The 12,568-nt window shown below is 47.7% G+C and carries 10 protein-coding genes; 7 read left to right on the top strand and 3 right to left on the bottom strand.

The features are described from left to right. The first annotated feature begins 14 nt into the window (after positions 1-14). From AC0THY_RS02265 to AC0THY_RS02255, 3 genes are all read left to right on the top strand, one after another. Positions 15-1,169: a toxic anion resistance protein gene (locus tag AC0THY_RS02265; RefSeq protein WP_489992848.1), complete on the top strand. Its 1,155-nt coding sequence runs from the start codon at positions 15-17 to the stop codon at positions 1,167-1,169. Between the two features lie 271 nt (positions 1,170-1,440). After that, positions 1,441-3,027 carry a DEAD/DEAH box helicase gene (locus AC0THY_RS02260; RefSeq protein WP_489992847.1) on the top strand — a complete coding sequence of 529 codons (1,587 nt, stop codon included), beginning with the start codon at positions 1,441-1,443 and terminating at the stop codon, positions 3,025-3,027. Between the two features lie 106 nt (positions 3,028-3,133). Then, positions 3,134-3,754, top strand: a complete 621-nt coding sequence (locus tag AC0THY_RS02255; RefSeq protein WP_489992846.1) for an ECF transporter S component — start codon at positions 3,134-3,136, stop codon at positions 3,752-3,754. Positions 3,755-3,889: 135 nt separating this feature from the next. On the opposite strand, the gene AC0THY_RS02250 is transcribed toward AC0THY_RS02255, so the two are convergent. After that, a complete protein-coding gene (locus tag AC0THY_RS02250; RefSeq protein ID WP_489992845.1) occupies positions 3,890-4,432 on the bottom strand; it encodes an NADH peroxidase in 543 nt (180 codons plus the stop codon). 103 nt (positions 4,433-4,535) lie between these two features. Beyond that, a complete protein-coding gene (locus AC0THY_RS02245) occupies positions 4,536-4,925 on the bottom strand; it encodes a Fur family transcriptional regulator (protein WP_489992844.1) in 390 nt (129 codons plus the stop codon). A 289-nt stretch (positions 4,926-5,214) separates the two neighbouring features. On the opposite strand from AC0THY_RS02245, the gene trxB reads away from it, so the two are divergent. The 4 genes from trxB (at position 5,215) to AC0THY_RS02225 (ending at position 10,476) form a co-directional block, all read left to right on the top strand. After that, entirely contained in the window at positions 5,215-6,129 is a 915-nt protein-coding gene (gene trxB, locus AC0THY_RS02240; protein ID WP_489992843.1) for a thioredoxin-disulfide reductase, read from the top strand. Between the two features lie 358 nt (positions 6,130-6,487). After that, complete coding sequence (locus AC0THY_RS02235; RefSeq protein ID WP_489992825.1) at positions 6,488-7,729, top strand: IS4 family transposase; 1,242 nt, start codon at positions 6,488-6,490, stop codon at positions 7,727-7,729. Positions 7,730-8,250: 521 nt separating this feature from the next. Beyond that, positions 8,251-9,861, top strand: coding sequence for a C40 family peptidase (locus AC0THY_RS02230; protein ID WP_489992842.1), 1,611 nt, complete (start codon positions 8,251-8,253; stop codon positions 9,859-9,861). Between the two features lie 450 nt (positions 9,862-10,311). Further along, a complete protein-coding gene (locus AC0THY_RS02225) occupies positions 10,312-10,476 on the top strand; it encodes a hypothetical protein (RefSeq protein WP_489992841.1) in 165 nt (54 codons plus the stop codon). A gap of 235 nt (positions 10,477-10,711) precedes the next feature. Here AC0THY_RS02225 and AC0THY_RS02220 read toward each other — a convergent pair whose 3' ends face one another. Beyond that, positions 10,712-12,391, bottom strand: a complete 1,680-nt coding sequence (locus tag AC0THY_RS02220) for a C40 family peptidase (protein ID WP_489992840.1) — start codon at positions 12,389-12,391, stop codon at positions 10,712-10,714. Positions 12,392-12,568: the final 177 nt, after the last annotated feature.

Here is a 12,568-nt window from a genome sequence, read left to right as displayed (position 1 = left end):
AAGGAGAAGATAAAATGAGTGAAGAATTTAAAGATTTTCAGGAGGCTCCTACATTAACCCTGAACCCCTTTGGGAATGCAAAGGACAAAGAAATGCCCGTCATAAAAGAGGAGATGAAGCCGGTAGAGCAGCCTGTTTTTGATGAAGATATATTGACGGATGATGAGAAAAAGCTGGTGGATGACTTTGCCAATCAAATTGATCTGAGCAACTCCACAGTAATCCTGCAGTACGGTGTGGGCGCACAAAAAAAGATGGCGGATTTTTCAGAGTCAGCCCTGGAGAATGTCAGGACAAAGGATCTGGGCGAGGTGGGCGAGATGCTTACCAGCGTGGTTACGGAGCTGAAGAGCTTCGACGTGGAGGAGGAGGAAAAGGGTGTTTTCGGTTTCTTCAAGAAATCCACCAACAAGATCAATGCTATGAAGAGCAAATATGCCAAGGCCGAGACGAATGTGGGGAAGATCTGTCAGGTATTGGAGGGGCACCAGGTGCAGTTGATGAAGGATGTGGCTGTGCTGGATAAGATGTATGAGCTGAACAAAACTTATTTCAAGGAACTCTCCATGTACATTATGGCTGGAAAGAAAAAGCTGAATGAGGTGCGTACCACCCAGCTTCCGCAGCTCACCCAAAAGGCGGCTCAGAGTGGACTGCCGGAGGACGCACAGGCGGTGAGGGATATGGATTCCATGTGTAACCGCTTTGAGAAAAAGCTGCATGATCTGGAGCTCACCAGACAGATATCCATTCAGACAGCCCCCCAGATCCGTATGGTTCAGAGCAACGACACCCTTATGGTGGAGAAGATTCAGTCCACCATTGTCAATACCATTCCTCTGTGGAAGAGCCAGATGGTGCTGGCCCTGGGCGTTGCCCACTCCACACAGGCGGCCAGGGCTCAGAGAGAGGTCACGGACATGACCAATGAGCTGCTTAAGAAAAATGCCCAGACCCTAAAGATGGCCACCATAGAGACAGCCAAGGAGTCAGAGCGGGGAATCGTGGATATCGAAACCCTGAAACAGACCAATGAGAGCCTGATTTCCACCCTGGATGAGGTGATGCGCATCCAGAAAGAGGGCCATGAGAAACGCCAGGCTGCAGAGATGGAGATGCAGAGGATCGAAGGGGAGCTGAAAAGCAAGCTGCTGCAGATTCACGCTTAGCCTTAAAACTGCCTGGGAGCAGTCAGATGGCAGGCCGGATAACCCGGGGTTTTCCCAGAAAAAATGCCGCTTATGTGTGTGCATGGTAACAATAGGAAGGTTTACATTGACATAGCGTCCACATTTATGCTATGATACGAAGCGTGGCATTTTGTTCGGATGAAAACATGACGATAAAATAGATTGTGAGTTTAGCCCTGTACATAAGATTATGTTGCAGGGCTGTTTTCCGTCTTAGGGCGATTGTTTTTGATAAAGAAAGGAAGTAAATATGGAGACAGTTAGATTTGATGAGCTGGGGCTGAGTACCCAGATTTTGCGCGCAGTGACAGAGATGGGATTTGAGGCGGCAAGCCCCATACAGGCCAGAGCCATTCCGGAGGTTATGTCCGGAAAGGATGTGATTGGGCAGGCGCAGACAGGAACCGGAAAAACCGCAGCCTTTGGAATTCCCATGCTTGAGAAAATAGATCCCAAGATCAAGAAGCTGCAGTCCATTGTCCTCTGCCCCACCAGGGAGCTGGCGATTCAGGTGGCGGATGAAATACGGCGCCTGAGCAAGTTTATGCACGGAATCAAAGTGCTTCCGGTGTACGGAGGACAGGACATCGGGAAACAGATCCGTTCCCTGAAAGGCGGGGTACAGCTTGTGATCGGTACGCCGGGCCGCGTGATGGACCATCTGCGGCGCCATACCCTGAAGTTTGATTATCTGCACACCATTGTCTTGGATGAGGCGGATGAGATGCTGAATATGGGATTCCGGGAAGATATTGAGACTATCTTAAAGGATGCTCCCGAAGAGCGCCAGACCATCCTCTTTTCCGCCACCATGCCGGGGCCGATCCTGGATATCACCAAGAACTATCAGAAGGATGCTGTTATGGTCAAGGTGGTCAAGAAAGAGCTGACGGTCAAGAATATTGACCAGTACTACTATGAGGTAAAGCAGAAGAACAAGGAAGAGGTGCTCTCCAGACTTTTGGATATGTACAATCCTAAGCGCTCCCTGGTATTCTGCAATACCAAGAGACGTGTGGATGAGTTGACTGCTGATCTGAAAGGCAGGGGCTATTTTGCAGAGGGCCTTCACGGAGACCTGAAGCAGTCACAGAGAGACCGGGTCATGAATGGTTTCCGCAATGGGAAGACAGAGATACTGATTGCCACGGATGTGGCAGCCAGGGGAATTGATGTGGATGATGTAGAGGCGGTTTTCAACTTTGACCTGCCCCAGGATGACGAGTTCTATGTGCACCGCATCGGCCGGACAGGGCGTGCCGGGCGTGTGGGCAAGGCGTTCACCTTTATTGTTGGCAAGGAAGTCTACAAGCTGAAAGATATCCAGAGATACTGTAAGACCAAGATCTATGCACAGCCCATCCCCTCTTTAAATGATGTGACAGCACTGAGAATGGAGAAGGTACTGGATGACATCAGTACAGTGATCCAGAATGAGGACCTGAGTGCAATGATCTCAGCCATTGAGCAGAAAATCAATGAGGAAGATTACACAGCCATGGATGTGGCTGCCGCCTTTCTGAAGTCAGCCATGGGAACAGAGGACGGAGCAGTGGAAAACTCCTATGACTTTGGCGATACCGGTGCAGAGGAGGGCATGGTGCGTCTCTTTATCAACATCGGTAAGAAACAGGGCGTGAAACCAGGGGATATCTTAGGAGCCATTGCCGGGGAGTCGGGAATGCCCGGTAAGCTGGTTGGCAGTATTGATATGTATGACAAGTATACCTTTGTGGAGGTTCCCAAGGAAAATGCCAGGGATGTATTAAATGCCATGGACCACTCAAAGATTAAAGGCAAATCCATTAACATCGAGCCTGCAAACGGCGGAAAATAATACTGGTCTGTACAAAAAAGTGAAAACTGGATATTTAGAATAAACCAGATTGGTGGTAAGATTTCCTCAATCACATAGGAATCCTATAGGAAAAGAGGAGATTATCATGGAAAGAAAAAATGATGTATTTATGAAATGGGTTCAGACGGCGCTGCTGGCGGCCCTCTGTTTTGTATCCTTCACATTTTTACAAATCAAGATACCTATGCCCGGAGGTGACGCCACGTCCCTGCACATCGGGAATGCCTTCTGTGTATTGGCCGCACTGCTGTTGGGCGGCGGATATGGAGGACTGGCGGGGGCTGTGGGTATGACAATTGCGGATCTGCTGGACCCAGTGTATATTCTGGGAGCTCCCAAGACCTTTGTGCTGAAGTTCTGCATTGGCCTGATCACGGGACTGGTGGCCCACAGAATTGCCAAGATCGGAAAGAGCAGAGATCCCAAATACATTTTTAAGTGGAGTACTATCGCCTCGGTGTGCGGTCTGGGATTTAATGTGATCTTTGATCCCCTGGCAGGGTATTTTTACAAAATGTATATACTGGGCCAGCCCCAGGAGATGGCGGGTGTGCTTGCGAAATGGAGCACAGCAACCACATTTGTGAATGCAGTGGTCTCTGTAATTCTGGTGGCAGTGATCTACAATGTGCTGCGGCCGGCTCTGGCTAAGGCAGGACTGCTTGCAGTGACAGGAGCGCCAGGGACAGAAAATTCCAAGAATTGATAAGATGCAACGTTCAGTACCTTCACAGTTACATGCAAAAAGCCATTTAAGCAGGCAGGGACATTATAGATATAAAATGTCCCTGCCTATTTCATTCCCTTAATTTCAAAAATCTTTTAAAATCCGGCGTTTTGATTAACCGAAGTATCTCTTAAGAAGTCCCTCAAATGCCTTGCCATGTCTTGCCTCATCCTTAGCCATCTCATGAACGGTGTCATGGATTGCATCCAGATCAGCAGCTTTTGCGCGTTTTGCAAGGTCAAATTTACCAGCGGTAGCGCCGTTCTCAGCGTCCACACGCATCTCCAGATTTTTCTTTGTGCTGTCTGTCACTACCTCGCCTAACAGCTCTGCAAACTTAGCAGCGTGCTCAGCTTCCTCGTAAGCGGCTTTCTCCCAGTACAGGCCGATCTCCGGATAACCCTCTCTGTGTGCCACTCTGGACATTGCAAGATACATACCAACCTCTGAGCATTCACCTTCGAAGTTTGCTCTCAGATCAGCAATGATATCCTCGGGAACACCCTTAGCGATTCCTACAACGTGCTCTGCAGCCCAGGTCTTCTCACCCTCCTGCTTTGTGAACTTGCTTGCAGGTGCCTTACAGATTGGACAGGCCTCCGGTGCGGAATCTCCCTCGTGAACATAACCACATACATTACATACAAATTTAGCCATTTTTTATCTCCTTTTCTTTTAATATTTTCATTTTTAAATTAGTAATGATTACTGATATTAATTTATCATAAATTTTTCCATCCGTCAAGAGGTTTTTGCAAATTTATGATTTTTTTATACAGTCTCCGCAAACACCAAAAAAATGAGTGACATAACTGTCAATCTGACCTTCAAAATTCTTGCCTGCCACATCTATGATGGAGTCAATATTCTCCATTTTCAGGTCCAGGACAGAATGGCACTTTCTACATATAAAGTGATTGTGGGGATGTGTGTTTCCATCAAAGCGGTCGGGTCCGTCACCTGTGGTGATCTTCAGGATTTCTCCCATATCTGATAAAAGTGCCAGATTCCGATACACAGTACCAAGGCTGATGTTGGGATATACTTCCCGTAAACTCGTGTATACGGTATCAGCAGTAGGATGATCTGTTCTGGACGCCAAAAAATCTTTAATGGATTCGCGCTGTCTGCTGTACTTTAATGTACCCATGTGCTCCTCCTTTCTTGCTTGATAACAGTAATAGTTATTGATATAATTATATAGGAAATATATTTGTTTGTCAATTATTTTGGTATGATTTCTTTTTCAAGTGATATATAATATAGATACGGAGTAACTATTTAACAGGTCTGCGCATTTACTGCGCTGACCGTAAGAAAAGGAATCAGGAGTGCGAAAACCCAATCACCGAAGGTGATTTTAAATGGATTTTTGCATGTAACTGTGAGTACTGAACAGTTACAATACGGACTATTTAAAATGTGGAGGCGAATCAGATATGGAAAAAGTTTACGATCTTATCATTATTGGTTCAGGACCTGCGGGCCTGGCGGCAGCGATCTATGCACAGAGGGCAAGGCTGGATACACTCGTGCTTGAGAAGGAATATATCAGCGGCGGGCAGGTGGTCAATACCTATGAGGTGGACAACTATCCCGGGCTGCCCGGTATCGGCGGCTATGAGCTTGGACTGAAGTTTAGGGAACATGCGGACAGCCTGGGGGCAGAGTTTGTGACTGCGGAGGTAAAGCGCATTATAATAGAAGGAAAGCAAAAAAAGGTGGAGACAGAGGAGCAGACCTATTTGGCGAAGAGTCTGATACTGGCCACAGGGGCAAAGCACCGAAAGCTGGGAGTTCCCGGTGAGGAGGAGCTGTCAGGCATGGGAGTTTCCTACTGCGCCACCTGCGATGGAGCCTTCTTCAGGGGGCGGACCGTAGTTGTGGTAGGCGGCGGGGATGTGGCTGTGGAGGATGCCATTTTCCTGGCACGGGCCTGCGAGAAGGTATATCTGGTGCACCGCAGGAACGAGCTGAGGGCTGCCAGGAGTCTGCAGGAAAAGCTGTTCGCCTGCAAAAATGTGGAGATCATCTGGGATACTGTGGTGAAGGAGATCAACGGGGAGGACCGCGTGGAGGCTGTCAAGCTGGAGAATGTGAAAACAGGGGAGAAGCATAATCTTGCACTGGACGGCGTATTTATTGCAGTTGGGATTCTGCCCAACTCTGAGGGCTTCAAAGGACTGGTGGATATGGATGGGCAGGGCTATGTGAAGGCAGGAGAGGACTGTGTTACCAGTCAGCCCGGCATTTTGGCAGCAGGGGATGTGCGCACAAAAGCTCTTAGACAGATTGTCACGGCGGCTGCGGACGGGGCCAATGCGGTGACCGCCGCCCAGGAATATCTGTTGTAGAGGGTTATTCAAAAATTTTAATGAGGGTGACGGGTCAGGTTTGTTATCGGATGAGGAGGACGCTACCTCCGGCGCAGGGCTATGCTTCGGGGACGCGTGCACCATTCCGATGAACTCTCTGCTAACTACAACTGCAGAAAACCTGCCACTGGCAGCTTTTCTGCATACTGAGGCATAAAACGCTCAGGAAAGCCTTCGCGTTCAATGTCATCAACTTTAGATATTACGCACCTTGACAACTAAATAATGCACAAATAACGAGTGATATTTTTGTTGGTTTTATTTCTGCTTTAGGTATTGACATGGCAGCCAAGATGTGCAATGCATCTTATATAACCATCTATTAGGAGGTGTGCCTATGTTTGATACTTTAAATCAGACCTTTGGATTATTGGACCAGTTACTTGACGACCCTCAGTTCATTAAGGACAACCGGACTTCTGAAAAAGCTTTCTCCAGAAAACGCATTCTGGACTTTAAGACGGTTTTCTATTGTATCTGTTCTTCGCAAAAACGTTCGCTCCATACAGAACTGTCTTCCTTTCTTATGAAAGCTTCCCGCGACATACCTGTATTTTCACCACAGGCCTTTTCGAAAGCCCGTTATAAGATCCATCCAGGGGCTTTTTATGCAGCGTTTCGGCAGTCGGCAAAACGCTTCTGCATAGAAAAAGATCTGATCACCCTGCATGGATACCGCGTTTTTGCTGTTGACGGCACCTCCCTCCTTCTTCCGGATACTCCCCAAAACAGGGATACCTTTGGCTCCTGTGGAAATGCTCAAAAGACTTATGCCTCTGCTTCTGCCTCTATTTTCTATGATGTTTTAAATGATATCGTTATAGATGCAGTGATCGGACGGCGGTTTTCTTCTGAACGAAAGGACTGCTATGACATGATTGAAAAAACAGATGACGCTTCTTTCACCAGTTCCAAAAAATTAATTCTTTTGGACCGCGGATACCCATCCAGGGAAATGTACCTGTTCCTGAAAAACCATGGATATCAATATCTAGTCCGTTTACAGAGCGCCGTCCCCAAGGCAGTGCTGGATATGGAAGGAGACGATAACATCATTATAGACAGCAGGAACCACTCCATTGTAAAAAGAATCCTAAAAATCCATCTCCCCTCCGGGGAAACAGAGTATCTGGCCACCAACCTGTTCGATCCCAGATACACAGTGGAAGACTTCTATCATTTATATCATCTGCGCTGGAGTATTGAGACAAAATACCTAGACATCAAACATAAAACAGAGCTGGAAAAGTTTACCGGATACCGTCCGGATGGGATACGCCAGGATTTTTACGTCTGCCTGCTTTTATTAAACCTTTCTGCAATGCTAAAAAGAGAAGCAGAAAAAAGAAGGACAAAAAAGAAAGCGAGTAAGTGGGTATACCAGATATCCATAACTGCGGTGATAAACCTAATGCGTGAAAATATGGTAGTGCTGTTGTATGGTGCTGTCCCCAGGATACCTATACTGGAAAAGATGTCGGAAGTCCTAAAAAATAAGCGCTCAGCGATTCGTCCCGGACGACATTCTGAGCGCAAGAGACCAAGAACAGTGAAAAGATACATTCTTAATCATAAATAAAACCACACGCTAATATGAATTTTATTTAGGCCTTGTGTATTTTTCGCTTGGTCTCTTTAAGTTTACCTTAAATTATTAGATTTGTCATTCGAAATTTTTTGTACATTATTTAGTTGTCAAGGTACTCTTTAAATTTGGTTAAGTTGATGACATTGGCCTTCGCGTTTAAGTTTCCGTAAGCAGAGGATTTCATCTCCATTAAAAACGCACGCCAATTGTCCACGAAGCATAGCCCTGCGCCGGAGGTAGCTGTTTCCCGCAGTCGGGAGATGGTGCCACTCAGGTGATTTTCTAACAAGCTTTGGGAAATCTTTAGGTTCCAGAATGTAGTCACCCGGGCGGCAACGTAAATAACACATCTGCCCCTGTCTGAACTGTTATTAATTAGGTTTTACAAAAAGAAAAAAACTTATTATGATGGTTGACAAAACTCGTAATATTTGTTATGATATCCGTGTAATAAATTTAATACTTTTGTAATAAATGTATTTAGGCAGTACACACGGAGGTTGAGTATAATAATGAAAAGAGGAGTTTTGAAGATTACGGCATGTTGTCTGGCAGGGACCATGACATTTGCCGGCAGTGGGATTCTTTCAATGGCAGCTGGGTTTGACATACCATTGGCTGGCCTGGAAGCAAAAGTCCAGGAGCAGGTGGCTAAGAAGGAAGCCGCAGGCGGTACCGTTCAGGTTCCGGCCACTGGTTATGAAACCATCGCCATTGCCCAGGTAGATGAATATGTAAATATCCGTGACGCGGCAAGTCAAGAGGGCGCTGTGATCGGTAAACTCTATAACAATGCCGGAGCCGATATCTTAGGCCAGGAGGGAGACTGGTATTTGATTAAGTCCGGCGACGTGACGGGATACGTAAAGGCCGAGTTCTTTGCTACCGGAAACAAGGCGCAGAAGCTTGCGAAGGAAGTGGGAACAGAGGTAGCTACCGTAAACACTACCACCCTGATGGTCCGGTCAAAGGCGAATGAGAAGGCAGACGTCTTGACCATGGTTGGAGATTCCGAGAATCTTGAGGTGATTTCAGACGAAGGTGACTGGGTGAAGGTAGCGGTTGATGATGATGTTCAGGGATATGTTTCCAAGGACTATGTGGAATGTAAGACAGAGTTTGTGGAAGCGGAATCTATTGAGAAGTCCGAGCTGAGGGCAGATGCAGTGGAAGATGCAGCCCAGAGGGCAAAGGACATGTTAAATGCAGCAATTGAGGCTATGAACAGTGCATCTGCGGATGAGGCAGCCTATGCAGCCTTTGAAGCGTCCGCAGCAGCGGCAGAGGCCAAGATGCTGGCATCTGAGCAGCAGCTGGATTACGATATCCAGGCCGTTGCCCAGGCGGCAGTTGCAGCGGCAGACGAGGCGGCTTATGCATCTGTGATGGCAGAGCAGGCACAGGCGGCAGCGGAGGCGGAAGCACAGGCCAAAGCGGAGGCTCAGGCTCAGGCACAGGCGGAAGCCGATTTAGCGGCGCAGAAGAAGGCTCAGGCAGAGGCAGCGGCCCAGGCAGCACAGCAGGCACAGGAGCAGGCCAACCAGCAGTGGTCCGAGCAGGCACAGGCAGAGGCCGATGCAGCGGCTCAGGCAGCACAGCAGGCACAGGCAGAGGCCGAGGCGGCAGCGCAGGCGCAGGCACAAGCTGAGGCTCAGCAGCAACAGCAGCAGCAAAGCTCACAGGATAATTCACAGGACAGCACACAGGACAATTCTTCCAATGACAGCACCACCACCGTGGACACCTCAGGTACATCCAGCACAAGGCAGAGTATTGTAAACTTTGCACTGCAGTTTGTAGGTAACGCTTATGTATACGGCGGAACCAGCCTGACAAACGGTGCGGACTGTTCAGGATTTACTCAGTCAGTAATGGCGAATTTTGGAATCGGCATCCCGCGTACAGCGGGCGCCCAGTCAGTAAGCGGACGCGCAGTGGATCTCGGCAGTATTCAGCCGGGCGACCTGTTGTTCTACAGCGGAAGCGGAGATTACGGTATTGGACATGTTACTATGTACATTGGGAATGGACAGGTGGTACATGCCAGCAATTCCACATCAGGTATTATTGTATCTGATATTGGATACCGCACACCGACTTGCGCAAGGAGTTATATAGATTAATAAGGGACAGTGAAAAAGAGGTTTACCTTTTGGTAGGCCTCTTTTTCCGTTGTATAAAGAGTATCCGGCGAGGTGTTCCATAATTCAGATTTGTAAGACAAATAGGGTATATAGATAAAATTTACAAACATGTTACAGAGTTAAAAATTCCTTTAACATTTTAGGCCGTGTGCAATTTGCACAAAAAAACCGGATATGTACACAAATGGGTACAATGCAGCCGATGGAAGTCGACGATTTATCCACATTAAAAAACTGGAAAAAAGGGGCGAAATGTAGTTATACACTGAGTTATCCACATTATCCACATTTTTTGTGTGTTTCTAACTGGTTTACATAGGTTTTTTTGAGAACGGGTGTTTTGTGTAGATATGATAAATCGTTAAAATACCGCAAAAAGTTTCAAAAAAATGTTGACATTTTAATCGTCAAAATATGAGAATTTGGCGGGTGAAAATTCTGGTATTTTCAGATAATTGGGAAAGGATTGTGAATGCAGGGAGAAGAATGGGGGTGGAGAGGGGGAAGAATGGCAGAATAGCAGTCTGCGGCGGATGCAGAAGCGCGCAGATGATTTGTGCCGTGCGCAGCACACCTGAGGCATCCTGTAGGTGACGTGTGCTTTGCTGCAAATACGCTGAGGCGTATTTTAATTGCCCAAATAAGCGGGAAATACGGACAAGTGGGGAAAATTACCTGGAAGGGTGAAAAACAGTAAAATGGGCTTTTAACGGCCTTTGAGAAGGGGGATAAAAATAGTGAGAAAAAAGGACCTCCGCCCGGAGAACGGAGATCCTTTATTGAGGCATCGGTATCCTGGCAGACTGCCGGGGGCTGGCCTCCTGGCTGCTCACCAATACCGTACGATCTTTGTTACCTTTGCAAACTTATAGCCTGAAATCTTGATGCCGCCCTGTGGCCAGGGTGCGCTGTTTGACGCGTGGACAACTTTGCCGTCCCCGATGTAGATTCCCACATGTGAGAAGTCGTTCTCATAACAGATGATATCGCCCGGCAGCATCTCCGCCTCGGATACGAACTTAGCTGGTGCGAATGGCCCTCCTCCGTGAATGGAGGTGCCCTTCGCCTGGCCCTGAGAGTTACGGGGGATGTTCAGGCCGAAGTAGCGAAACACTAGCATGGTGAAGCCGGAACAGTCCACCCCTTTGGTTAAGTCCTCGGCTCCGCCGTATTTGTAGGGATATTTCTCGAACTGTTTTGCGTACTCCGCAATGGCCCGTCCCCTGGCGGATTCCGAGGCATCGGAGGTGGAGGCCCCTGTCTTGTCAAAGACATAGGTGATTCCATCGATAATCAAGGTTTTGTCAGCAGACATCGCTCCATTGTCCGAGGGATCAAAGTAATAGTTTACGCCATTTACCAAGAGAAAACCGGTTCTGCGTATTCCGGTGTCAGGGTCCAGATAGTAGGTTCTGCCGTTGTATACGGTCACACCCTTTGCCAGCGTTGCGTCAGCTAAAAAGAGGTAGTAGTCATTGGCAATCTTATAGAAGGTGTCTGCGATCCGGATGCCTTTGGCATCCACATACATATTCCCGATCCAGGTGCTTTTTTGCAGTACGCCTTTCTTGTTAAAATAATACCACTCTCCGTTTATCTGAAACCAGCCGTTCTTGACGGTCTCGTAATTGTCATCTATGTAGTAAGTCTTTCCGCTCCGGGTCTGGAATCCGGAGGAACGGGTCTTAGTCACATAACCAGAGCTGTTCACATATTTGGAACCTACCCACATCTTACGAGCCATCTTGCCGTTGGGGCGGTAGTAGCGTCCTGCCAGCCATTTGTCCGTGACCATTCTTCCCACGCGATTGAAGAAGTAGTAGGAGCTTCCTATTTTTTTGAAGCCGGTTGTCTTGATTCCAGTCTTGGGATGCAGGTAATAGCGGTATTTTCCCTGTGACAGCCAGCCGTAGGTTCGCTGCCCGCTTTCATTTACATAGTATCTCTTAGAGCTCACCCAACAGTTTTTTTGGAGCACGCCCTTTGTGTTAAAGAAATAATATTTTCTGCGTATGCGCTGCCATCCGGTGAGAGCGGCTTTTGTCTTAGCGTGAAAGTAGTATGTCTTACCGCGGTAGGTCACCCAGCCCTTCTTCTGCTTTCCCGTAACTGTGTCAAAGGCATAATACCTTTTCTGTATACGGAAGATACCGGTGCGCATGGCTCCTGTGGCAGGGTCCATGTAGTAGGTGGCGTTGTCAATGGTCAACAGGCCTTTCACTGGTTCTCCCTTTTTGTCGTAGTAATATCTGCTGCCGTTTTCCTCCACCCAGCAGTTTTTGCGCACGGGAGGCGTTTCGGGGATGTCAGGGCTGCTGTCTGCCGCTTCGTCTTCCGGAGCGCCGGCCCTGGGGGTGTTAACCGTTCTGTAGGCTATGTAAGCGGCTGTACTGGCCATATTGGGGGCCAACATGGAGCCACTGGTCCATGCCGCATTGGACTGCAGACAGGGGGCAAACGCGCATAGAGTCCCTGCCAAAACCAATCCGGCGAATCTGGTTTTTTTCATAAAGAATCCCTCATTCAATTTCTGATGATACGCAGCTGTTCAGGACTTTTACAGTTACGTTGAATCTATAAATTACATAATTGTTACAGTGCCTTTAAACAAATACTACAGGAAAGATAAGGAAAAGTCAAGAACTGCATAAAAAGAGCGGCTCCCTTGTAATGGGAACCGCTGTGT

The sequence above is a fragment of the Ruminococcus sp. 8Y-12 genome (assembly GCF_058119865.1).
This window is presented reverse-complemented; position numbering and strand designations above follow the sequence as displayed.

Bases quoted from the DNA above. Each gene is read 5' to 3' on its own strand.
- AC0THY_RS02265 (WP_489992848.1), top strand. From the start codon at position 15: ATGAGTGAAGAATTTAAAGATTTTCAGGAGGCTCCTACATTAACCCTG.
- AC0THY_RS02260 (WP_489992847.1), top strand. From the start codon at position 1,441: ATGGAGACAGTTAGATTTGATGAGCTGGGGCTGAGTACCCAGATTTTG.
- AC0THY_RS02255 (WP_489992846.1), top strand. From the start codon at position 3,134: ATGGAAAGAAAAAATGATGTATTTATGAAATGGGTTCAGACGGCGCTG.
- AC0THY_RS02250 (WP_489992845.1), bottom strand. From the start codon at position 4,432: ATGGCTAAATTTGTATGTAATGTATGTGGTTATGTTCACGAGGGAGAT.
- AC0THY_RS02245 (WP_489992844.1), bottom strand. From the start codon at position 4,925: ATGGGTACATTAAAGTACAGCAGACAGCGCGAATCCATTAAAGATTTT.
- trxB (WP_489992843.1), top strand. From the start codon at position 5,215: ATGGAAAAAGTTTACGATCTTATCATTATTGGTTCAGGACCTGCGGGC.
- AC0THY_RS02235 (WP_489992825.1), top strand. From the start codon at position 6,488: ATGTTTGATACTTTAAATCAGACCTTTGGATTATTGGACCAGTTACTT.
- AC0THY_RS02230 (WP_489992842.1), top strand. From the start codon at position 8,251: ATGAAAAGAGGAGTTTTGAAGATTACGGCATGTTGTCTGGCAGGGACC.
- AC0THY_RS02220 (WP_489992840.1), bottom strand. From the start codon at position 12,391: ATGAAAAAAACCAGATTCGCCGGATTGGTTTTGGCAGGGACTCTATGC.